General features: G+C 48.8%; 22 protein-coding genes and 1 tRNA gene. 10 read left to right on the top strand and 13 right to left on the bottom strand.

Annotation, left to right across the window (positions count from 1 at the left end; genetic code table 11):
* Positions 1-17 precede the first annotated feature (17 nt).
* A complete protein-coding gene (locus NNX04_RS09480; RefSeq protein ID WP_261948258.1) occupies positions 18-2,114 on the top strand; it encodes a glycoside hydrolase family 53 protein in 2,097 nt (698 codons plus the stop codon).
* A gap of 168 nt (positions 2,115-2,282) precedes the next feature.
* The gene (locus tag NNX04_RS09475; RefSeq protein ID WP_261948257.1) at positions 2,283-2,732 is read left to right on the top strand and encodes a hypothetical protein; all 450 of its coding nucleotides are present in this window, start codon (positions 2,283-2,285) and stop codon (positions 2,730-2,732) included.
* Between the two features lie 35 nt (positions 2,733-2,767).
* On the opposite strand, the gene yghU is transcribed toward NNX04_RS09475, so the two are convergent.
* Positions 2,768-3,625, bottom strand: coding sequence for a glutathione-dependent disulfide-bond oxidoreductase (gene yghU / locus NNX04_RS09470; protein ID WP_261948256.1), 858 nt, complete (start codon positions 3,623-3,625; stop codon positions 2,768-2,770).
* Positions 3,626-3,727: 102 nt separating this feature from the next.
* Here yghU and NNX04_RS09465 point away from each other — a divergent pair, with 102 nt between their 5' ends.
* The gene (locus NNX04_RS09465; RefSeq protein ID WP_040392375.1) at positions 3,728-3,970 is read left to right on the top strand and encodes a hypothetical protein; all 243 of its coding nucleotides are present in this window, start codon (positions 3,728-3,730) and stop codon (positions 3,968-3,970) included.
* Between the two features lie 26 nt (positions 3,971-3,996).
* Here the strand turns inward: NNX04_RS09465 and NNX04_RS09460 are convergent, their stop codons facing one another.
* The 5 genes from NNX04_RS09460 to NNX04_RS09440 all read right to left on the bottom strand — a co-directional run bounded on the left by NNX04_RS09460 (position 3,997) and on the right by NNX04_RS09440 (position 10,638).
* Positions 3,997-4,926 carry an alpha/beta hydrolase gene (locus tag NNX04_RS09460; RefSeq protein ID WP_261948255.1) on the bottom strand — a complete coding sequence of 310 codons (930 nt, stop codon included), beginning with the start codon at positions 4,924-4,926 and terminating at the stop codon, positions 3,997-3,999.
* 425 nt (positions 4,927-5,351) lie between these two features.
* Positions 5,352-5,837, bottom strand: a complete 486-nt coding sequence (locus tag NNX04_RS09455; protein ID WP_261948254.1) for a hemerythrin domain-containing protein — start codon at positions 5,835-5,837, stop codon at positions 5,352-5,354.
* Positions 5,838-5,995: 158 nt separating this feature from the next.
* On the bottom strand, positions 5,996-7,162 hold the full coding sequence (locus tag NNX04_RS09450; protein WP_151058906.1) for a zinc-dependent alcohol dehydrogenase: 1,167 nt from the start codon (positions 7,160-7,162) through the stop codon (positions 5,996-5,998).
* A gap of 63 nt (positions 7,163-7,225) precedes the next feature.
* A complete protein-coding gene (locus tag NNX04_RS09445; protein ID WP_261948253.1) occupies positions 7,226-9,670 on the bottom strand; it encodes a catalase in 2,445 nt (814 codons plus the stop codon).
* A 59-nt stretch (positions 9,671-9,729) separates the two neighbouring features.
* Positions 9,730-10,638 carry a glucose 1-dehydrogenase gene (locus NNX04_RS09440; RefSeq protein WP_315973086.1) on the bottom strand — a complete coding sequence of 303 codons (909 nt, stop codon included), beginning with the start codon at positions 10,636-10,638 and terminating at the stop codon, positions 9,730-9,732.
* A gap of 382 nt (positions 10,639-11,020) precedes the next feature.
* Here NNX04_RS09440 and NNX04_RS09435 point away from each other — a divergent pair, with 382 nt between their 5' ends.
* On the top strand, positions 11,021-11,941 hold the full coding sequence (locus NNX04_RS09435; protein WP_261948252.1) for an iron-containing redox enzyme family protein: 921 nt from the start codon (positions 11,021-11,023) through the stop codon (positions 11,939-11,941).
* Positions 11,934-12,959 carry a methyltransferase gene (locus NNX04_RS09430; protein WP_261948251.1) on the top strand — a complete coding sequence of 342 codons (1,026 nt, stop codon included), beginning with the start codon at positions 11,934-11,936 and terminating at the stop codon, positions 12,957-12,959. Before NNX04_RS09435 ends, NNX04_RS09430 begins: the two co-directional genes overlap by 8 nt.
* Before the next feature lie 30 nt (positions 12,960-12,989).
* Here NNX04_RS09430 and djlA read toward each other — a convergent pair whose 3' ends face one another.
* Positions 12,990-13,736: a co-chaperone DjlA gene (gene djlA / locus NNX04_RS09425; protein ID WP_261948250.1), complete on the bottom strand. Its 747-nt coding sequence runs from the start codon at positions 13,734-13,736 to the stop codon at positions 12,990-12,992.
* Positions 13,737-13,943: 207 nt separating this feature from the next.
* A tRNA-Leu gene (locus tag NNX04_RS09420) sits at positions 13,944-14,030 on the bottom strand.
* A gap of 161 nt (positions 14,031-14,191) precedes the next feature.
* Here NNX04_RS09420 and rnr point away from each other — a divergent pair.
* The 4 genes from rnr (at position 14,192) to NNX04_RS09400 (ending at position 19,440) form a co-directional block, all read left to right on the top strand.
* Positions 14,192-17,071, top strand: a complete 2,880-nt coding sequence (rnr, locus tag NNX04_RS09415; RefSeq protein ID WP_261948249.1) for a ribonuclease R — start codon at positions 14,192-14,194, stop codon at positions 17,069-17,071.
* Positions 17,072-17,233: 162 nt separating this feature from the next.
* Positions 17,234-17,974 (top strand): 23S rRNA (guanosine(2251)-2'-O)-methyltransferase RlmB, encoded by a 741-nt coding sequence (rlmB, locus tag NNX04_RS09410; RefSeq protein WP_007643472.1) that lies wholly within the window; start codon positions 17,234-17,236, stop codon positions 17,972-17,974.
* Positions 17,975-18,013: 39 nt separating this feature from the next.
* On the top strand, positions 18,014-18,190 hold the full coding sequence (locus NNX04_RS09405) for a DUF3012 domain-containing protein (protein ID WP_007643471.1): 177 nt from the start codon (positions 18,014-18,016) through the stop codon (positions 18,188-18,190).
* 128 nt (positions 18,191-18,318) lie between these two features.
* Positions 18,319-19,440 (top strand): helix-turn-helix domain-containing protein, encoded by a 1,122-nt coding sequence (locus NNX04_RS09400; RefSeq protein WP_261948248.1) that lies wholly within the window; start codon positions 18,319-18,321, stop codon positions 19,438-19,440.
* A 24-nt stretch (positions 19,441-19,464) separates the two neighbouring features.
* Here NNX04_RS09400 and NNX04_RS09395 read toward each other — a convergent pair whose 3' ends face one another.
* Positions 19,465-19,890: an META domain-containing protein gene (locus tag NNX04_RS09395; RefSeq protein WP_261948247.1), complete on the bottom strand. Its 426-nt coding sequence runs from the start codon at positions 19,888-19,890 to the stop codon at positions 19,465-19,467.
* Positions 19,891-19,968: 78 nt separating this feature from the next.
* The gene (locus tag NNX04_RS09390) at positions 19,969-20,421 is read right to left on the bottom strand and encodes a hypothetical protein (RefSeq protein ID WP_151058896.1); all 453 of its coding nucleotides are present in this window, start codon (positions 20,419-20,421) and stop codon (positions 19,969-19,971) included.
* Positions 20,422-20,541: 120 nt separating this feature from the next.
* Here NNX04_RS09390 and NNX04_RS09385 point away from each other — a divergent pair, with 120 nt between their 5' ends.
* Positions 20,542-20,736, top strand: a complete 195-nt coding sequence (locus tag NNX04_RS09385; RefSeq protein WP_261948246.1) for a hypothetical protein — start codon at positions 20,542-20,544, stop codon at positions 20,734-20,736.
* Positions 20,737-20,825: 89 nt separating this feature from the next.
* On the opposite strand, the gene NNX04_RS09380 is transcribed toward NNX04_RS09385, so the two are convergent.
* Genes NNX04_RS09380 through NNX04_RS09370 form a run of 3 tightly spaced genes read right to left on the bottom strand, consistent with a single transcriptional unit; the run spans position 20,826 to position 23,103 of the window.
* Complete coding sequence (locus NNX04_RS09380) at positions 20,826-21,203, bottom strand: GFA family protein (RefSeq protein ID WP_261948245.1); 378 nt, start codon at positions 21,201-21,203, stop codon at positions 20,826-20,828.
* A 2-nt stretch (positions 21,204-21,205) separates the two neighbouring features.
* Positions 21,206-21,901, bottom strand: coding sequence for a hypothetical protein (locus NNX04_RS09375; RefSeq protein WP_261948244.1), 696 nt, complete (start codon positions 21,899-21,901; stop codon positions 21,206-21,208).
* Positions 21,902-21,954: 53 nt separating this feature from the next.
* Entirely contained in the window at positions 21,955-23,103 is a 1,149-nt protein-coding gene (locus NNX04_RS09370) for a DmpA family aminopeptidase (RefSeq protein WP_261948243.1), read from the bottom strand.
* Positions 23,104-23,368: the final 265 nt, after the last annotated feature.

Here is a 23,368-nt window from a genome sequence, read left to right as displayed (position 1 = left end):
AATAATGAAGGTGAATCATGCGCTTACCAACACAACTCAACCCAACATCCGTCGGCTGGCTATGTATGTTATTGACCCTGCTGTTTAGTCAGGCAGCGCTCAGTAATACGTTTTACAAGGGGGTGGATCTCTCTTACGTCAATCAAGTGGAAGACAACGGCGCCGTTTTTAAAGTAAACGGGGTGACGCAAGATCCCTACGCGATTATGTATGACTACGGCGCGAACCTAGTGCGCATTCGCTTGTGGCATAACCCCAACTGGCTGGATTTTGCCGGCAACGTAAACACTTACTCCAACTATGCCGATGCCAAGCGCTCCATCGCCCGTGCTAAAGCTAATGGCATGCAAGTGCTATTGGATTTCCATTACTCCGACAATTGGGCCGACCCCAGTCACCAGCGCCGGCCGTTTGCGTGGGATTCAGCAACCACTCTCGATCAGCTCAAAGCGCTGCTCTACAACTACACCTTCCAAACCCTGCGCGATCTGGATGCCGAGGGCCTGATGCCGGAGCTGGTGCAAATCGGTAATGAGACCAATAACAACATGGCAATTGGCCCGGGTGAACCCTTATCGCCCGTGAACTATGCGCGGCAGGCGGCGCTGATGAACGAAGGCATTCGTGCGGTAAAAGATGCTGGCGCGCTGGGTTCCTTAACACCGAAAACCATTATCCATATTGCCAATCCCGCTCATGTTTATGGTTTTTTTGCTGGCGTGCGCAACGCCGGGCTGACTGGTTACGACATTATCGGTATGTCTTATTACTACCACTGGCACGGTTACTCCATCAATCAAACGGCAGCATTGATCGCGCAGTTGAAACAGGATTTCCAAAAAGATGTGATGATCGTGGAAGTGAGTCACCCCTGGACTACCGAGGGAATAGATCCGGCAGGCAACATTATTAATGACTCGGCTCCCGGCTACCCGGCGCCCAGCCCGCAAGTGCAAAAGGATTACCTGATCGACCTGACCACCGCCGTGGCGCAAAACGGCGGGCTAGGGGTGATCTACTGGGAGCCGCTGTGGATTAGCAGCAATGCCTATACCCAATGGGGTCATGGGTCGCACTGGGAAAACCAAACCTTTTTCGACTTTAACGGCGAGTTGATGATCCCCGGCGGGGTGGAATTTTTGGCGCAGGACTACCCGACAGTAGCGCCGGAGCCAACTGCCAAACTTACGTTAAAAGTGGATATGACCGGCGTGGATGTGAGCCAAGGTGTGTACGTGACCGGCAGCTTTAGCGGTGCGGGCAACTGGGCGCTGGTGCCCATGACGTTGGAAGGCAACAACATTTACACCCACACCGCCGAAGTAGCGCCGGGTGCCGAGGGTGCTTACTACTTCCTCAACGCCAACAGCTGGAGTGCGCGCGAAACCGTGCCCGCCGAATGTGCGCCCTGGTGGGGAGTGGATCGCGGTTTTATCGCCAATGGCGATGTGACCTACGCGGCAAAGTGGGGCAGTTGTGCGGCTATCGCCAACCCCGAGGTCATGTTTGTAGTGGATATGACCGGCGTCAACACTGCTAATGGTGTGTACATCACCGGCTCCTTTACCGGCACACCCAATTGGAAAGTAGTGCCCATGAGCACCACCGACGGGCGTATTTATTATCACTACGCCACGCTGCCCGCTGGCTCAACTGGCGCGTACTACTTTCTAAATGGCAACAACTGGGCTGCACGTGAACAAGTCCCCACTGAATGTGCGCTCATGTGGAATACCGACCGCGCCTACAGCATTAGTCACGGCACGCCATTAATTCGCGCGCGCTGGAATAGCTGCAGCCAACCGGAAGTCGGTGTATTTGAAGTGGATATGACCAATGCCACACCAAATACAGCGGCCTATATTTCTGGCGCACTGCCCAATGTTGCAACGGGCAGCAATGTGCCGATGAAATTGAAAAAAGAAAAAACCTTCGTCTACGCCACCGGCATCACTCTTCCTACCAGCGGCAGCTACTATTACCTCACGGGTAGCAGCGCCAACACCCGCGAAAAATTACCCGCCGCGTGCACCCTGTTATACGGCGGTAAAGATCGTAAATACAGCTTCACTAATTCGCGCATCCAAAAAGATGCATGGAGAGCGTGTTATTAACGTATCTGTGTAATCATTTTTTTGTAGTAACAAAAACCAGCATCGTGAAAGCGGCGCTGGTTTTTTTTATGAGTTGGGATTTTTTTTGTCTTATCTGAATCCAGAGGCGCAAGTGCTGTGTCTAAGCTAGGTGGGATTTAACTGCTCTTCAAATATTTGAGGTGAAATATGGATGGTTTTGTTAAGAATAAAGAGTTGGGTTTACCTTGGCATGCATTCCTGTTGGGAGGGGTTTTCCTTTTGTACAGTTTAGCTGCTGGTTTCGACTACATCATGAGTGTAAGTCAAGGTGAAACATACTATAAAGCCTCTGGTATGACGGAATCTCAAATTAACTATTTCTTAACTGTTCCAATCTGGGCGGTTATTGGGTGGTCGCTTTCAGTGTGGGGTGGATTATTGGGTTCCGTTGGATTACTGCTTCGCTATGGTTTAGCGGGCAACTTATTTTTGGTCTCGTTAGTTGGCACCCTGATTTATATATTGTACGTCCTTGTCCTTTCTGAAGGTCGTGAAGCAATGGGGCAGTTATGGTTTATGCCAATTGTCATGGCGCTATTTACTGCGGTGATGTGTTTGTATTGTTTGCGCTTTAAACAGTTAGGTGTTTTAGGCTAGCGCACCATTAATTGGTGCGCTTACTCCCCAAAAAATTACGGACGCAGCTTTAACACTTTATCAATATCTTCTGCTGAATGACGTTCGGGAACTTGCTCCCATGTTTCACCCCAAGAGCGATTCACGATACGTCCACGTTGTACCGCGTCGCGGCGTTCAATCATTTTGGCCCAGCGTGCGACATTGGTGTAGGTTTCTACTTGGAGAAACTCAGCGGCATCATACAAATGACCTAAGACTAAATTGCCGTACCAAGGCCAAATTGCCATATCCGCTATGGTGTATTCGTCTCCAGCAACAAAAGTATTTTGCGCAAGTTGTTTGTCCAGTACATCTAACTGGCGTTTCACTTCCATCGCAAAACGGTTGATGGGATATTCTTGTTTTTCATCGGCATAAGTATAGAAATGACCAAACCCGCCGCCTAACAGTGGGGCTGCGCCTTGCACCCAAAATAGCCAATTAAATGTCTGGGTTCGTGCTGCTCCCGCTGGAGGAAGAAACTGTCCAAATTTTTCGGCGAGGTGAACAAGAATGGATGCCGACTCAAATACATTTATTGCTTTCTCGCCAGACTTATCAAGCAGTGCGGGGATTTTGGAGTTTGGGTTGACGCGAACAAAACCGGACGAAAATTGATCTGACTCACCAATATCTATCAGAAAAGCATCGTATTCCGCTTCGCTAATTCCCAGGGCAAGTAGCTCCTCAAACAGAATGGTAACTTTTTGGCCGTTAGGCGTGGCGAGCGAGTAAAGTTGAAAAGGATGCTTGCCTACGGGTAATTCTCGGTCGAATCTTGCTCCGGCGTCAGGGCGGTTGATACTGGCCCACTGATTATTGCCGTTGGTATTGTTAACCCAAACTTTGGGTGGTAAATATGAATCACTCATAGCGTCCCCTTGAGCTGAGGTTTAATGACTTTTAGTTGTTGGATGCATAGTATCTCAAAATGTTATTGTGGGCACGTTTAGCGGTTGGTCATGGAGGTTGCGGTGAAAAGAAATACAACTTTATTTATAAAATTTTTTAGTGCGTTTTTGTTGGGCATGTCGGGGTTAGTATTGTTATTTAGAAATACTTGGGGTGGGATTTTTATTCAGCCGTTAATTGATCGCGACTGGGGAGCTATTGCGATAATAATCATCGCTTTGGTTGCCGTTGCAGCAGGTATTAAATATTGCATCGATAGTGGAGAGTTAATTCCCAAGAAAACCATAAAAAGTCCACCAAAATAACGGCGGACTTTACTCGTAGTCGTTAATTAAGGTTTAACAAAACCATTCACTTCCAGCCAATACATAAAGGATTCAAACCATTTGTTACTGGTGCGATCCGGGTTGCCTAAACCGAAGCCGTGACCGCCGTTTTGATACAAGTGAAATTCCACGGGAATTTTTGCGTCGTACCAGGATTTAATTAATCCGGTCTCACCGTGAAATAAAAAGTCATCCACCGCGATAGCAACAAACATAGGTGGTGCATTTTTAGGTACCTCAACCGCATTCATGCCGCCATAAATCGGTACGATAAATGCCAGCTTAACTTTTTTGGATTGCAAGGTGGTTGCCATGGTTAAACCGGCGCCGGCAGAAAAACCCATCATGCCGATTTTTTTCATATCCACATTCCATTCTTTCGCGCGGCTGTTAATTAAGGCGTAAGCGGCTTCCACATCGGCTAATTGATTACTTAAATCCCACTGCGGCCGTGCGGGGGCTTTTTTATCATCCGCCGGTTTTGCGGCGTCGGCAAAACGTTGGTTCATTTGATTTTCAAATGCTTCCAGTGAATCTGCGGTGGGCTGCAGGCGATATTTAAGTACAAACGCATTAATGCCGCGCGCTGCCAAAGCCTCAGCCACTTCCCAGCCTTCATTTTTCATGGAAAGCCACATAAAACCACCACCGGGCGCCACAATTACACTGGTGCCATTGGCTTTTTTCGGGTCAGCCAAAAACGGTGTGAGTGTTGCTTTGGTAATGTTTCGCGCCATAGGGTCACCCCACTGGCGAAACCAGGATTCCTGCGCGGGCTGATTCTCCACCCCACCGGTATTCAGTGGAATTGCGCCCGGTTCATTGGGTACATCGATGGGGTACATTTTTCCATCTTGCGCAAAAATTGCTGCGCTGTTCAGGCAAATGAATCCAAAAACCATTGACCGTAAAAATACCTTTAATTGCCGTTGCATTGTGTTATCTCCATACAGCATTTCATTATGTAAAACTTCACGGCGGCTGCAATTATTCAGTCGTCAGCAAAGTTCATCGCGGAGTTCTGCGCATAATCTGGTGATTATTTATTAGCTCTTGAGCTTCGTCGGTTGTTGTTGCACAGAACAATGGGCGTGTTTGGTTTTTATGAATCAGCAAAAAATATTTATTAGTAAAATCCTTGGCATATATAAATGCGCAACCTCATATTTCTACGGGGGCGATTTAATAGCAAAATAAACTATATTATATGACAAGTGTTGCGCAAGGCGTTTGGGGTTAATTTCTGTAATGGAGTGGGTCTGTAGTAGGGATCTACAGTAATTGCATGTGAGCAATAATATGGAGGGGGCAACCGGGTTTTAAATGCCGGGCACCAGTGTACGGCGCCCGGCAATAACATCTATGGCTTTGCCATTAACTCTTCTTTGCGTTGCGCCAATTGCTCGCCAAGTGCGTACAAATCTAGTTTGCTGGCTTTTACTTTGGGAAATAGTTCGTTCTGTTCTTCTTTGACGTGGTGTTTTACGTATTCAGAAAGTACTTTGACTTTTGCATCGTATAGCGCATCTTCCGGGTTGCTGTCTTCAATTTGCGCGATCAGATCTTTCAGTGTTGCATGTTCAACAATGGCTTCTGGAATTAATTCTTTATCTTTGAGTTCAGCCTGCACTGGAGGGTAAAAAATTTCTTCTTCAATTTGTGCATGTACAGTTAATTCGGTACAGATTTGTGAAACCAGTGCTTTCTTTTTGGTGGATGAACGAGCCGTTTCATATTGCTGAAACAACAAATCCACTGCTTTGTGATCCGCTTTTAACAGTGCAGTAGCTTCTTGGGCCTTGGGTGATTTATCGGTGCTAACGGGTTTCTTTTGTGCGGTTGCCATATCAATCTCCGGATCTTGGTTTGGGGGATGGCTCCAGTGCGAGCCTTGAGTATTTATAGGTGATTGGTGACGCTATCTCGGTGCTGCAACTAACATACAGTGATAAAAATCAGGGAGTTATTTATTACCAATAAAAATTTCCTGATTAAAAAATTGTTTTAAGGTCGTAAAATTATTTTCCTGCATGCATCTTCTTTTTTATCAAATATTCGATATCCCTCGGCGGCTTGCTCAAGGCTTAGCCGGTGGGAAATAATAATTTCCGGGCGCAAATCACCTTGCAGAATATATTCAATCAGCGTCGGCAAATAAGATTGCACATGAGTCTGCCCCGTTTTAAAACTTAGCCCTTTTTCAAATACGTCGCCAAACATAAAGCCGTGAATAAAACCGGCGTATACACCCGGTACGCTAATGGTGCCGCCGCGCCTTACGGCGGCTATACATTGGCGCAGGGCGGCACCACTACTGCCTTCCATTTTTAATGCGGTGAGTGCTGTTTCCAGCGTGCTGCCTTTCGCTTCAAAACCCACAGCGTCAATGGCGGCGTCGACTCCGCGATAACCGGCGGTCTGTTCAATAATCGCCGCGGCCGGGTCATCTATCTCATCAAAATTAATGGGGATAACACCATAATGTTGCACCGCAAAATCCAAGCGGTATTGATGATGGTCCACCATAAATATTTGTTGCGCGCCGAGCAGGCGAGCACAGGCGGCGGACATAAGCCCTACTGGCCCTGCACCATGAATGACCAGACTACTGCCGTGGCCAATGCCGGCATTGAGCACGGCTTGATACCCGGTGGGGAGAATATCCGAGAGGAAAAGGACACGTTCATCGTCAATGCTGTCGGGAATTTTGAAGGGCCCGACGTTGGCTTTTGGCACGCGAACAAATTCCGCCTGACCGCCGGGAATTCCACCGTATAAATGACTAAAACCAAACAGCGCGGCACCGGCAGGAATTTGTTTTTTGTTGAGAATTGCACCGCGCCCTGTGTTAGTAGTTTCGCACGCAGCTTGCAAATTCATTGCACAAAAAAAGCAACTGCCACAGGCAATCACAAACGGCACCACTACACGATCGCCCTTGGCAACCGCCGTCACCCCGCTGCCCACTTCCTCCACAACGCCCATAAATTCGTGACCAAAAATATCGCCATCTTTAGTCTCGGGAATTTTTCCGCGATAAAGGTGTAAGTCAGAACCGCAAATGGCCGTGGCAGTGACTCTCAAAATAATATCGTCGCTTTCTTGAATAATTGGATCGGGCATATTGTCTACCCGGACATCATTGCTGCCGTGATACGTGAGCGCGCGCATAGTGAACTCCCATCCAGTGAAATGACTTACTTGGTTTTTGCTCCCTGCTTATAGGCTCCGGTGTTACATTGCTGATGGATCTGTTTCGCGCTCAAATGATCGGTGCCCGGCTAAGACGGTTTTAAATTTGGCGAGTGAATCGGTTTGCATTTTTTCCTCATCAATAATAATGGCGGGATCGGCATCGCCATCGGCAAAAACCGTGGGAATGCCTGCTGCGGCTATTAACATTCCGCCACCGATGGCATAAATCGGTTTGCAGTGACGATGTTGTTGCCGCACAAATTCGAGGGGATCAGCACTGCGGGGGAGCGATGCATCACCTTGCATAATAATTACGCCGTCATAGAGCACTGCAGGGCCTGCTTCCAAAGTGATCTCTATATCCAGCGTCGTACCTTCAGCGGTTTTTATTTTGCCCAGGCGTGCCCCCACTAATCTTGGTACGGCACCTTCTTGCAGCAAGTCGTTATAAACTGCGAACACACTTTTTTGCGCAACGCCCTCGCACACCAAAATCGCTACCCGGCGTGTGGCTATACCGGTTACGCCGGGGCGCGTTAATAACGAGAGCGCCGGAGAGGGAGGGTAGGATGGAATAGGTAAGTCGGATGCAAGTGGCATTGCCGGCGGCAGTTCGATACCCAAACCATCGGCAACACACTTTGCCAATAGCGCATCAACATTCACCAGCAGTGACACCACCCGCGCGCGAACAGCCGGTGTTTGCACCCGTGTCAGTTCAAAACGAAACGCGTTAATAATGTGTGTTTGTTCGTCCGGTGATTGGCTCTGCCAAAAAAGTCTTGCTTGCGAATAGTGATCCGAAAATAGTTCGGGATTGCCGCGTACTTTATCTTCCGCAATGGGTTCAGGAAAACTTTTGTAGCCCGACATTCCCGCTTGAAATGGACATCCGCCTGCCAGTGAATTGGGTTCGTAATTCACCCGGCCGCGATTAATTGCCTGGCGATGCATGCCATCGCGTTGATTGTTATGAACTTGCGCTAGGGGTGAATTGATGGAGATTTCATGAAAGTTTGCGCCGCCCAAACGACTAATTTGGGTATCCACATAAGAGTGAATCCGGCCTTGCAATAGCGGGTCATTGGTGAAATCGATACCCGGAATGACATGCGCCGTACAAAATGCAACTTGTTCAGTTTCGGCAAAAAAATTATCCGGGTTTCGATTCAATACCATCTTGCCCACCGTGATCACTGGCACCAATTCTTCCGGTACTAATTTGGTGGGGTCGAGCACATCAAAGGGGAAACCATTAGCGGTCTCCTCTGAAAATATTTGTAGGCCCAATTCATATTCCGGAAACGCGCCTGCTTCAATTGCCTCCCATAAATCGCGGCGATGAAAATCCGGATCGGCGCCGATAATTTTTGCGGCCTCATCCCACACCAAGGAGTGCGTACCGGCAAGCGGTGTCCAGTGGAATTTACAAAATACCGATGCGCCGTCTGCATTTACCAACCGAAAGGTGTGCACACCAAAACCTTGCATGGTGCGATAGCTGCGTGGAATAGCCCGGTCGGACATTTGCCACAGCAACATATGTGTGGATTCCGGCATCAGCGACACAAAATCCCAAAAGGTATCGTGGGCACTGGATGCCTGCGGCATGGCGTGATGTGGCTCGGGTTTAACGGCGTGAACCAAGTCGGGAAACTTCATTGCATCCTGAATAAAAAACACCGGAATATTATTGCCCACCAAATCCCAGTTGCCTTCATCGGTATAAAATTTCACTGCAAAACCGCGCACATCGCGCACCGTATCGGCAGATCCACGTTCACCGGCGACTGTAGAAAAACGCGTGAATACCGGCGTGCGTTTTCCTTTTTCACTAAACGGCGCGGCGGTAGTGAATTCGGTTAAGGCGCGATAGCACTCAAAATAACCATGGGCGGCCGAGCCACGCGCGTGCACCACACGTTCTGGAATACGTTCATGATCAAAATGGGTAATTTTTTCGCGCAGAATAAAATCTTCCAGCGCTGTTGGGCCGCGCAAACCAATTTTTAACGAGTGTTGGTTATCGGCAATCGGTACGCCTTGGTTGGTGGTTAGCTGTTGGTTGCTGCTATCCACTCTTACGCGATCCAAGGAACTAACCGTGGGGTTTAATCCAGGCATTGTTGTTCCATCACCTGTTTTGGGCGACTCAATAATTTCTGTTGAGGTGCTGCCGCCGGCAGCGGGCGAATCAGGTTCCACTGTCGCTCCCGTAACCGGTGTGCGTGAAGCCTCACCGTATTCGTGCGGTTTATTGAGGTTTGAAGGGATTTTTTCTGCCAGCTTTTGACCGCCTACTGTTTTGTCCAACAGTCGCTGTTGAATCTGGTCATCTGCCCCCAGCGTTTGTGGCGGCTGATCAGAGGAGGGCCCGGCAACGGTGCTCAGCACTGAACCGGCACCCGCTGTCTCTGGCTTGCCAGCGCCGCGTTTATCATGGCTACCGGATTTATGTTGGGTTGTTTTGGATGAATCGTTCATAAAAATATCCTTACTAAAATCGCACATTAATCGGAGGAATTGTTTTGAAATATTTCAGCTCAAGGTAAATGTGCACCGCCGGTGACACCAATCACTTCAGCGGTGATGTAACTGGATTCTTGCGAAGCGAGAAAAACAAATGCGGGTGCAACTTCTGCTGGTTGTCCTGCGCGCCCCAGTGGGACTTTGTCGCCAAACCGACGCAGTTTTTCTTCGGGCTGACCGCCACTTTGTTGTAGTGGTGTCCACACCGGGCCGGGTGCAACGGCATTTACACGAATGCCTTTTTTAATCAGCATTTTCGCCAAACTTTTGGTGAATGCAGTGATGGCACCTTTGGTGGATGCGTAGTCCAATAAACCGGGGGAGGGCTGATAGGATTGAATGGACGTGGTATTGATAATGCTGGCGCCGGGCGGCATGTGCGGTACGGCGGCTTTGGTAATCCAAAACATACCAAATACATTGGTCGCGTAGGTTTCAACAAATTGTTTGGTAGTGAGATCTTCCAGCTCTTCCACAAATTGCTGTTTGCCTGCATTGTTGACCAAAATATCAATCGACCCTAATGCTTCAACGGTTTGTTTTACCAGGATTTTGCAAAAATTTTCGTCGGTAATGTCACCCGGAATTGCAATTGCTTTTTGTCCCGCCTGGCGAATCATATTCAGTGTTTTCTGACCATCAATTTCTTCACTGGGCAAGAAGTTAATCACTACATCTGCCCCTTCACGGGCAAACGCGATTGCCACCGCGCGGCCGATACCGGAATCGCCACCGGTAATAAGTGCCTTGCGCCCATCGAGCCGGCCTGCGCCGCGATAACTCCGTTCACCGTGATCTGCCTGTGGTGCTAAAACTGCATCCAATCCCGGGTCTGGTTGTTGCTCATCGGCCTCGCCTTGACCTTGGCTTTTTGGGTATTGCGTTCGTGGATCTTGCATGGCGTGCTGATCAGAATTTTTCATCACATCCTCCTTAGGTTGATCGGTGAATGTGAAAGAGGGTGTTCTTATCTTTCCGCTGCATCTGTGCGGTAGCTAACGTGAGGGCAATTAAAATTCGCTGTGCGCTTTGATAGTTGTGCGTGAAGCAGAATAAATTGTTGCGTCTAATTCAACTTGCTGAAAATGCGCATGGGCCAACAGGCATAAATATTTTCATTATATTTATGAGTAATTAAAATTATTTTTAAGTGTGTGTTTTAAAAACTATTTCAATAAATACCCCATAAACCATTCTCTTATGGAGGTTGTGTGCAGCAGCGTACAGAGACGGTGCATGTGATCCACTAAGGTCGCCGGATGATAGTAAATTCATATCGGAAAATATTGGTGATGCGGAGGTTTTATGTATCTCTCTGGAATAGACCCGCAAACATTTCACGTTACGCTTGCTAACTTTAATCGTTCACGAACGGCGGTTGCTATTCCGTGTGACGATTGGGAAGCGGATGAAAGTGCAAGTCTTAAAATGCGTTTACTCGAAGGTCGATTTTTGGAGGAGATGCGCTCATCTGTTTGCTCGCTGGTCGATGGTGTAACAACAAATCCTGATGAATTTGTTGGCTGGTTTGAGTCCCTTATTGAGTGGGGGCCTGGTCAAAATCATCCCTTATTTGATTGGTTGGCAGATCACGCGTCTGCCGAAGAAATGAAATGGTTTCTCACGCAGGAGGCAGCGGGTGAGGCGGGCTTTGATGATCTGGTGGCCTACACGCAAGTTAAGTTACCAACACAAGCCAAACTCGAATGTGCCCGTAATTACTGGGATGAAATGGGGCGCGGCAAAACCAAAGCAATGCACGGCCCATTGTTGGAAGCGATGGTGCAGGAATTACAATTAACTCCATCCATTGAAACTACAGAGTGGGAATCTCTGGCTTTGGCAAATACTATGTTGGGGTTAGCGACATCGCGCCGGTATACATATCAATCCCTGGGCGCGCTGGGCGCTATCGAATTAACTGCACCCCGGCGCGCCGCAAAAGTATCGCGCGCAATGCAGCGGCTGAAATTTCCACGTAGATCACGCCGCTATTTTGATTTGCATGCAGCGATTGATGTTATTCATTCGCGCGCGTGGATTCAGGAAATTGTACGGCCGCTGGTGAGTTCGCATCCTGAAAGCGCGCGATTCATCGCTGAAGGTGCACTCATGCGGTTGAGTTGTGGTCAGCTCTGCTACGACAAATATAGTCAACATATGAAACTCAGGCTTCCGGCGATTTCACGCAAAAAATCTGTTGTGGTGGAACCGGTCTATGCCTAATCGTCGATATGAGGTTGTGCGTTATGGTGATCAATATCTTATGCGTACATCCAATGCTAAACGCATTATGTTGTTAGAGGAATTGCTGCGTTCCATTGCCTTACAGGGCTACAGTTTTACCACGGTGACACCGCGCACCCATGAACGGTTTTTACTGGGTTTTGACGGCCTTGCAAAGAATGCCCGCGATGTGTTTGGCTGGAACCTGCCATTTAATGCCGCAGTTCTACCGCCGCTTATATTTACATTAATGACCGAGGCCGATTTGTTGTTTAATGGCGGTGATTGTTTCCGCAGTAAAATCCGTATTTCCTCCTTGGGTGAGGATTTATTTTTGCATTCCTATTTCCCGACCAATGATGCGGATGCTGTTTTTTTTGGGCCAGATACTTACCGCTTTGCTCGCTTCGTGCAACATTCGTTGCGCCTGTTTCAATCGCGCTCCGGCTTTGCACATCGCAGCATTCCCGTTAGGGTATTGGATGTTGGTTGTGGCAGCGGGGCCGGAGGAATCGCGGCAATCCGCGCCTTACCAACTCATCAGCTCTATGAATTAAATTTAAATGATTTAAATTCCACGGCGCTGGATTATGCGCGTGTCTGCGCCAATGTGGCCGGCATACCAATAAATGCACTGCCGGGTGATTTTTTTAATATCAGAGGGTTGGAATTTGATCTGATTGTATCCAACCCGCCTTACCTCAGTGATCCGGCGGGGCGCTTGTATCGAGATGGCGGCTCGCACCTCGGGTTAGCGTTAAGTTTACGTATTGCAAAGCATGCGCTGGGTTTACTCGCACCGGGCGGCCACTTTCTTTTGTATACGGGCATGGCCATCACCAGCGACGACAATAATCCACTGCTGTCGGAATTATTACCCTCGTTGGCGAGCAATAAATTTCAATGGTCGTATGAAGAAATTGATCCGGACATATTTGGAGAGGAGCTTGAGCAACCCTATTATAAAAAAGCGAATCGTATTGCCGCTGTGGGGCTGACTGTGACGCGAATAAAGTAAATTCACTTTGCCACGACATAATACCTAGGCTTAACCTGCCGAGTAGATTGACCGATATTTTTTAATAAAAGCATAGGCTGCTTGAATCTGTTTAAAGCGTTCATTGCTGGCAGCGAGTTGTTCTGGCGCCAGGCCTTGGCTCATTAATTTATCGGGATGAAGTTGGCTGGCCAATTTTTTATAAGTTCGCCGCATTTCATCTTCGGTCATCCCGGCATTTACACCTAAAATTTTGTAAGCTTTTTGTAAATCCTGATTGTGATTGGCTGTCGGGCGATGCGCGTTGTGGTTTGCCTTCGTCTGTTCTTTTGCGGAGGCGCTGTAAGTATTCGGTTGCGCAGGTTTTTGCGTGTTGATGCTCAGCGCAAGTTGGTCTTGCTCGTAAATCATTTTTAATAAGTGATTGAACACAACGCTGTCATAACCAACTTCCCGCGCGATCCACTGCAATGCATGCAGCTCCTTCTCCACCAGGCATCCATCGGCGCGCGCCATGGCGAGTAGATGCACCAATAAAATCTGTATCAGTTTAGGCGTTGTGGCAGTGCGAAATTCTTGCAGCGCTTGGCTCGCGTTAAACTCAGCTGCCGTACCCGCTTTAAACAAATGCAAAGCACTGCGCTGCTCATCCTCCGACAAGTGCATTTTTTTCATGTGAATCTTAAGGCGATTCACCTCATCGCGATTGATCGCCCCATCGCAACCGGCGATATACCCTAAGAAGCTAAACGCCGCCTTCAAAAAAGCCTCACGAATACTCTGGCGTTTGTCTGGCATGATTGGCGTTCCTGTTGGGGATATTCAATAAGAACAGGGTTGTTCGTTGAAAAGCAATTAAAGATTAATAACACCGTATTCCATTGGGCTCTATACGGGTTAGAGGGTAATTTAAATCAATCCTGTAATTGTTGTTGAGCATGGCGATGTTTAAATCGCCCAAAAGCAAAAACCCCCGCTATTTTCATAGCGGGGGTTTTCATTGTGTGGTGCCCAGGAAAGGACTTGAACCTTCACGGCCGTTAAGCCACCAACACCTGAAGCTGGCGTGTCTACCAATTTCACCACCTGGGCAATCTCAGCTAGCTGAGGCCGCGCACTATAATTATCCGGATTTGCCTTGTCAACGGCCTTATCCATTTTATTTGTAGGTTTGTCATGATTGCTGCCCTATAATTCAAATCAACTGCCAGGATAGTTAGAAATCCGCCAATTATTGAACACAGGATGCCCAATTGAGCAAACGTAAATCCCCCTTCAAAGACCCTTTTGCCGCACGCGAAGCTGAGAAGTATGAAAACCCCATTCCCAGCCGCGAATACATTCTTGAGCTTCTGGATACCGCTGCCGAGCCAGTGACCCATGAGCAGATGTGCGCGATGCTTAAGCTGACCGGCGAAGACCAGATTGAAGCCTTGCGCCGTCGGTTGATTGCGATGGCGCGCGATGGTCAGCTGATCAGCAACCGCCGCGATGCCTATGTGCGGCTGGATAAAATTGATGTGGTGCGTGGACGGGTGCAGGGGCATCGCGATGGTTATGGCTTTGTGATCCCCTCTGAGGGCGGCGAAGACATTTATTTACACAATCGCCAGATGCGCAAAGTGTTTGATGGCGATGAGGTGCTGGTGCGCCTTTCGGGTGAGCAGTATCGCGGTAAAGAAGAGGGCGCGATTATTGAAGTGCTGATCCGCAATACCACTCAATTGGCGGGGCGCTTCTTTAATGAAGAGGGGGTGCAGTTTGTGCGCCCGGAAAACCCACGTATTACCCATGACATCATGATCCCGTTTGGCGCCTATGGCGGTGCTAAACACGGTCAGATTGTGGTGGCCGAAATTACCCAGCAGCCGGATAAAAACCGCCTGCCTACCGGCCGCGTAGTGCAAGTGCTGGGCGATCATATGGCGCCGGGCATGGAAATCGAGCTGGCGATTCAGGCCCATGGTATTCCCAGCGTTTGGCCTGAGGCGGTGATTGCCGAAGCGGCGCGTCTGTCCCATGAAGTGGAAGAAAAAGACAAGCTGCACCGGGTGGATGTCCGCCATTTACCCTTTGTGACTATCGATGGTGAAGATGCCCGCGATTTTGACGATGCCGTGTTGTGCGAGCGGCGCAAAGGTGGTTGGCGGTTATATGTGGCGATTGCCGATGTATCCCACTATGTGCAAGTGGAGAGTGCGCTGGATGTAGAGGCGCGTGCACGCGGCAACTCGGTGTATTTCCCCGATTACGTAGTACCCATGTTGCCCGAGGCATTATCCAATGGCCTGTGTTCGCTCAACCCGAATGTGGATCGCTTGTGCATGATCTGCGAGATGAATATCAGCACGGCGGGGCGCATTACCGGTTATCAATTTTATGAGGGGGTGATGCACTCCCATGCGCGCCTCACTTACACCAAAGTGGGCGAGATTCTCACCGGCGAAGGTGAAACCCGCGCGGCGCTGCGCGAAGAATATAAAGCGGTTATTCCGCAGCTCGAATTGTTGCATAAACTGTATGAGTGTTTGCGTGCAGCGCGCGATGAACGTGGTGCTATCGATTTTGAGACCACTGAAACACGCATCCAATTTAATGATGAGCGTAAAATTGAACGTATTGTTCCCGTCAAACGCAACGACGCCCACAAGTTAATTGAAGAATGTATGTTGTGCGCCAATGTGTGTGCAGCCACCTTTATTGAAAAACATAATTTGGTGGGTTTGTTCCGCGTGCATGAAGGCCCGACCGAAACCAAGCTCGCCAACCTGCGCGCCTATTTATCGGAGTTGGGTTTAGGTTTGGCCGGTGGCGATAAGCCCACACCGGGGGATTACCAACAATTGCTGCAAATGATTCAGGATCGCAGCGACGGCCATTTAATCCAAACAGTAATGCTGCGCAGTTTGCGTCAGGCGATGTATCAGGTAGAAAACCACGGCCACTTTGGTTTGGGTTACGAAGCCTATACCCACTTCACCTCGCCTATTCGTCGCTACCCGGATTTGTTAGTGCATCGCGCGATTCGCTCGGTAATTCGCAGCACCGAACCCACCACCCATGTACGCCGGGTGGACACCGCCAAGGCAATACCGAAGAAATTTATTTACCCCTACACGGCTGCAGAAATGTTGGTATTCGGCGAGCAGTGTTCACGCACTGAACGCCGCGCCGATGAAGCGACCCGCGATGTGGTGAGCTGGCTCAAATGTGAATACCTGCGCGATCAAGTTGGCGCCATTTATGATGGCCATGTAAGTGCAGTAACCAGCTTTGGTTTATTTGTTGAACTCAATGAATTGTATGTGGAAGGTTTGATTCATATCACCTCATTGCCACACGATTATTATCGTTTTGAACCGGCGCAACATCGCTTGATGGGTGAGCGCACGCGTAAAGTATTTGGTTTGGGTGATAGTTTGGTGGTGCGCGTAGTGCGCGTGGATTTGGACAACCGCAAAATTGATTTTGAGTTGGAGTCGGAGGCTGCCATTCGTCGCCCTAAATCCCAAGTCAAACCCAAAGTCGCTAAACGCGATGCAAAAAATGCGGCTAAAAAATCCGCTGCCAATAAGCAAGATGTTAAACCGGTTGTGGCCAAACCGGCTATCGCAACAGCTGTGCCTGAAAAAGCCGCGACGAAAAAACCAGCTACAAAAAACACTGCCACAAAAAAGACCACCGCAAAAAAACCAGCAGTTAAAAAGCCGGCGTCAGTTAAGCCTGCAAGCACCAGGCCTGAGGGCAGCAAATCTGGTGGCGCTAAGGCGGCAGTGGCTAAAGTGACCGGCAAAAAATTAGCTGCAACTGATGTTGCAGCAGCGAAACCCGCGGTAAAAAAATCCAATAGTAAGGTCTCTGTGGCTAAAGCGGAGAGTTCCGGTGCTGCCAAGAAAACCGCAGCACCGAAAACCGCAGCTGTTAAAAAGGTAGCTGCTGCAGTGCCCGCCAAAAAAACCACTAAGGCTGCAAGTGAGGTGAGTCATGGCCGTAAAAATGCGAAAGCTACAAGCAAGGCAGCGCCAGCAACAGTTCAACCGTCGCCGTCAGGAGCGACAAAAGGCAAGGCTGTCGCTCGGGCTGCGGCGCCAACTGCTAAAAAGCCGGTGGCTAAGGCTAAGACAACGAAGTGATTGCTGGCTGCAAAGCGAGCATTTTGTTTCCGATGAAAGCCTGACGCGCGAAATCTATGTGGTTAAAGACCGCATTTGGCGCGAGCGCGAAACCCGGATCTCTGAACGCTAGTTCGCGCGAATACCGGTGCGGTAATTAACGATTTTTTTAAGGTAAGTGTTTTGAAACGTGAATTTATATTTGGCTTGCACGCAGTGCAGGCGCTGCTGAAAAGCGCACCCCAGCGTGTGATTGAAATTTACATGGTGCAGGGGCGCAACGATCAGAAACTGCAAAAAATTGTGAATGCGGCGCAGAGTAATGGTATTCACTGCCAGGTGGTTAATCGCAATAAACTGGATGAGTTGGTGAGCGATGAAAATCATCAGGGGGTGGTGGCGGTATGCACACCCGGCGAAACCTACGACGAAACCTGGTTGTTTAATTTGCTTGATAATCTCAATGAGCCTGCGTTTTTATTAATTCTGGATGGTGTCACTGACCCGCATAATTTGGGCGCCTGCATGCGTTCAGCGGAAGCGGCGGGTGTGCATGCGGTCATTGCGCCAAAAGATAAATCCGCTGGCCTCACGCCGATTGCGCGCAAAGTGGCATGCGGTGCCGCCGAGGTTTTACCTTTTGTGCCCGTGACTAATTTGGCGCGTACCCTGAAAAAATTGCAGGAAAAAGGCATCTGGTTATTTGGTGCGGCGGGCGACGCGGAGCATTCTATTTACCAATCCAACCTCAAGGGGCCAATTGGTATTTTAATGGGGGCTGAAGGAGATGGTTTGCGCCGGCTTACACAAGACACCTGCGATCATTTGATGAATATTCCGATGGCCGGCACAGTGAGCAGTTTGAATGTTTCGGTCGCTACCGGTATTTGTTTGTTTGAAGCGGTGCGCCAGCGTCGCAGTTAAAAACATTGATCTCTTATAATAAAACCCGGGGATGTTGTTATGAAAATTCTACCAGTCGTTAAATCATTGCCTCTGCTCGCTGCTGCGAGTTTGCTCTCTGCTTGTGCGCCCGAAGTGGGCAGCCCTGATTGGTGTAAATCCATCGAAACCAAACCCAAGGGTGAGATGACGATGAATGAAGCCAAGGATTACGCCAAACATTGTGTATTTAAATAATAACGTGAAGTAAATCGTTTACTAAAATCACGCCATTTGTCATTCGCTCTAATTCAATTCCTGATGATACCGCCACCTGTTTTGTCACCGGAACAGGTGGCGGTATTTCTGTGTGCGAGAAAGGTCTAATGAAAACCAACTTTCTAAATATTCACGACGTGGTGTTGCTGCTTACCGCCCTTGAGTGTTGTGTATTGGCTGCGCTACTGAATTTGTTACCCGCCAAGCACCTGCAGCCGCGTCGAATTCTCTCTGCTTTTTTCGTGTTAATCGCACTGGTGCTAACTACTACGCTCATTGTCTGGAATGGCGATTTAAAAGGTGCGGCTATCAATCAGTCGCCATTGGTTGTTACGATTCTTGCGGTGTGTTTATTATTACAGGGGCCGGTGCTGTATTTTTATTTGCGCTCTTTATCACAAAAAATGCAGTTGTTGCGATGGTGGAATTTTCTGCATTTAGTACCGGCACTGGTGGCGGCGCTGTTATTGGTTTTATTTGATATTAATAGCCTTGAATGGTGGCCAACAACAGAATTGGTTGGGGCGGAAAATACGGCGGTTGCTTTTATTTGGGCGTTGGTAAAAATATCCCCGCTGGGTTACATCGTTGCCTGTGTTATCGCCGAATATAAATTGCGTGAGAACTTGAAAGCACTTTATTCAGCTATTTCCATGTCTGAATTGAAATTGGCAGATGCAGTGCTTGCAGGTTTCTGTATTCACTGGCTGTGGTCGCTGCTGGCTTATGTGCTTGAGGGGCAGGTGAGTGCCGGGGTAAGTGATAGTCTGGGAATTATCGACAATTATCTAACGGTCATATTGGTAAACGCGTTATTTGTATTTGGTTTGATTAATACCCGTCAATTGCTCAGCGTGAACGCCATGCCGGTTGCCAAGCCGATACAGCCGACCAAAATGGATCACAAAGTGGCAGTTATTGAAAAAGCCATGAATGAAGACAAGTTGTACCTGGAGAGCAATATTAACCTGGAGCGTTTTGCAGAGCAGACGGGATTAAGGCCGCGCGACATTTCCGCGATTTTAAAAATGCATTACCAATCAAATTTTTTTGAATTTATTAATCGCTACCGTGTGGAAGAAGCTAAACGGTTGTTGTCGCCCGACTATAAAAATGAAACGGTGTTGGAAATTATTTATAAATCCGGTTTTAACAGTCCCTCCGCTTTTCACCGTTTTTTCAAACGCATGGTGGGCGTAACGCCCACCGAGTTTCGTCAGCAGGGCTAGCCCTTAAACGCTAGCCGTAAAAAATCAGGGAAGTGCAACCGCTTTAAAGCGTGCAATAACTACGCCCCCGGCATCGCGCAATTCCAGTTGATCGCCAGCTATGTCATAACTGGCAACCTGCGGCAGGGTGGCGCCAATCAGCTGCGCTTGTTCTGCACCTTGCATGCACGCCATGCGCGTACCGGCCATTTGGGTGAATTGTAATTTATCGCCCGACACCTGATAGCCACCCATCATGCGATTGCAACCATCGGAGCCTGCTACACGCCGCTCCGTGTTCAGCACAATATGCGGTTCGCGCTGATTGTCGCTGACAGCCACGGCGGTACCTTTGATTTCAACCAGTTTCCAATAGGTATTGATCAAGCTGGCAGTGCCGGTGTTGTTGTGCGCGCAGCCAGTTAAGCTGATAAAACCTATAGTCAACACCAAGAGCAGAGTTGTTTTCATTGCAGTCTCCTTGAGTAGATAACACCTATTGATACGAACAAGCCTAACCAGTATAGCGTTGCCATTAGGTCGAATTTGTTAATTGTTTTTCTGGGGTAGCAGTGCTTTGAATCCCTGCGCCGGGCGCGTTTCTTCATAGTCGCCGTGGTACATATCCAAATAAACTGTGTGCTCAACCGCACCCTGATAGGTGTCGCAAATGACGGTGTAGGAATCTATCATCGAGCCATAGGGGCCAATACCTGCGCTACCCTCGCGCGCAAATGCCGAAACTTGCTCGCCGTTGCTGCACACCAACCGCGATAAATAATCCCGCTGACCAATCGGCATAGCCACCCTTACAGGATTTTCCGCCGTGCCCAAGGGGTATTTTTCTACCATTTTCATATCCGGTTTTTTGCGCTCACCAAAAACAGCCGCCAACGCATCTGTCAGTTCATCCTCTGAGCTTTTTTCTTGCGGCTGTGGTTGGCTGCTACAGGCAATCAGGCTTAGGGCAAAAACAAACACAGGAAGGTGAATGGGTTTCATAGGAGGGCTCTGGCGTTAGGAGAGGGTTGTCGAAGGTTTACCATTATAAAGGATTGAGCTGAATCTAATCTGTTGTAATCTGCATCTAATCCCAAAACAGTGTTTACAACGGGGGGGCGTATGCTCACATTTATCTGCTGGTTATTGTTATGGGCAATCTGTTGGCCCTTGGCGCTGCTCGCCTTGGTACTTTGGCCAATTGTCTGGTTGATCTCTATTCCGTTTCGCATCCTTGGTATCGCCTTTGATGCGGTGTTTGCATTTTTGCGTGCGTTGTTATTTCTGCCGTCACGGATTTTGGGTGGTAGGACGTAATAAATCCAGGTTGCAATAAACCCAGGGCGCAATAAATTGCGCCCCTACAGTGTGCGCGGCGTAGGGATTCAATTTATTAAATCCAATATTTATAGGCTTTTATGCGCAACGATATGTGCAAGTTGCTCCCAATTCTGCCCGTCAAAATCCACAATTTTTACTGCTTTTGGTTGCGGTGTTAAGCAGCGCAAATTGACATCCATTCCATCCGGGTTTGAGCGGGGAATGTAAAAGGGTTTAATGCCCCAGGTTTTGCAGAAAGTGTGCTTTGCTACGCCCGTGTTAAATGTGTAAGTGGTGATATTGTCTGCGCCGCTGATAAGGCGAAAATGGTGCTGCGGCACAATCAAATGTAAAAAACCGCTCATATTGCAGATCGAACAATTACAGTTTTCGACTTCCACTTCGTCGGGGGCTTCCACTTCAAATGTTATTGCGCCGCAATGGCAGCTGCCTTGGTAGATCATTATTAATCCCTGATATTTTTTACGTGCACGACAGTGTCAAAGTTGCTGCGGAATTGGCAGCCGTAAGGTTCGGGATACTGTTGAGTCGGTGTTATGATTTTCTTTTCTTCTGAAATGTCGTAAACGTAGCGGTTAAATAATTTAGTCAGCACTAATTGTTTATCTTGTATTTTCCAGTTGAGTGAGGTTATTTCTTTACCATCTTCGAGTGTACTTATGTAAATTTTACCATCGCCCATGATGTCCAGAATGTAATTTTGGGTGCAGCTGATCGAACCAAGCTCCCAATCCAAGATACTGCTTTCTTCCAGTATTTTTTTTAAGCTATCTGTTGGTTGGTTTGTATTTGCGATCACATAGAGGCCAATATTTCCTTTGGTATATCGGTGTGCGCTAATTCCTTCGCCCAAACTAAACAGGCGTGATTCAGGTGCCGGTAAATTTAATGATTTTAAAATCTGTTCAATCTCTCGGTTGATCTGCGTTGAACGAGAGTTGGGTGTGTAAATGATATAAGCCCCTTCTTTGAGGGGCTGCATTGGGGTTGTCTGTTGATGAGCCTTCAAACCGGCATTGTTTAACGATTGAAGCAGTTGCTGTTGGGTAGGCTGATCAATTCCCGATGTGTAAACATGGATTTTTGTGGTGCTACAGGCAGCAATGAATAGCACTGATGTAATTATTAATACTTTCCACATTGTTTATTGTCCTTTGATTTTCGGTGTTGCAGATGTAGGAGCATCTGCGCTGCCTATCGCGCAGGTACTTCTATACCGTGAGCCTTCAGCACTTTCCGCACCTGATCCAGCGGAATAGCCTCCACTGTTTGACCATTGCCACTTTCCGTGGTCGCCATAAACAAGGCGTTGTAGACCGACTCTTCCACTGCATCCACGCTGGCCTGGAATACAGCGCTCATTTGCTCGTTCGCCAATTCGGTAGTTTGCAACCGCGCCGCATCAAATTGGCGTCGCACCGATTCGGCAGTCGAAAATGCCAATATGTAATCGCCGCTACCGTTGGATGCGGAACTGCCGGTGCGCCCCAATCCCATCATGCCGCGTGAGGCGAGGCGCTGCAGATTACGATCCGATAAGGGCGCATCGGTGGCGATCACAATAATGATTGAGCCATCGCCGCGATCATCGGCTAATCCACGGGTGTTCTCTCGCGCAGCGACTGCGTTTTGGAACGCATAGCGATCCAGCTCACGCCCCACGGGCGCACCTGCTACCTGCAGTACTCCCCCGAAGTTGGCCTGTACCAGCACACCCACCGTAAATCCACCCAGACTCTCGGGCAGTTTGCGCGATGACGTTCCTATACCTGCTTTCCAGCCAAACGCCGTAGTGCCGGTGCCTGCACCAACGCTACCTTCCTGCACCGGCCCACTCTTCGCGCTTTCCAATGCGGTGCGTACCGCAGCAGCGGTGATCGGGCGTGCGCGGATGTCATTGAGTCTGCCGTCATTAGTCTCGCCCACGACCACATTCAGCGAGCGTACTTCCTGCATATCCGGTTGCGCCAGCATCCACTCAACCATGGCATCGGCCGCCTTCCACACGCATAAGGTGCAGGTCAACAAAATCGGGCTTTCCAGCTCGCCCAACTCATTGATCTGGGTGGTGCCGATGAATTTGCCGAAGCCATTGCCTACATGCAGTGCAGCGGGTACCCGTGAGCGGTAGGCATTGCCGGGGTGCGGTAGGATCGCCGTGACACCGGTGCGAACCTTGTCGCCCTTTCGTAGCGTCACCTGGCCGACACGGACACCGGCGACATCGGTGATCGCATTGTGGGTGCCAGGGCTGAAGATACCCGGTGCGACACCTAAATCACGCGCTCGTACTCGCGGTTCCTCCTGCGCAGCAGCGTTCAGGATGAAGAGCCCCGTTAACATCACAATCAATCGGAGGAATAGGCGATGCAGTCGGATCGAATGTAAAAAACCGCTTATATTGCAGATCGAGCCGTTGCAGTTTTTTACTTCACATTTTATTGCGCTGCAATGACAGGCACTTTGATAGATCATTTCAAGCTCTCTTATTTATCGTTATCAAACTTTGTTTGGTACTGCTTATCTTTCAGGTTGGCATAGGGTGATTATAACCATGCTCGGTGTGTTTACGCACAGAGGCTTGTTGCAATGCCGTGTAAGTTAAAAA

The organism is Cellvibrio sp. QJXJ (genome assembly GCF_024452345.1).
Classification (GTDB): Bacteria; Pseudomonadota; Gammaproteobacteria; order Pseudomonadales; family Cellvibrionaceae; genus Cellvibrio.
This window is presented reverse-complemented; position numbering and strand designations above follow the sequence as displayed.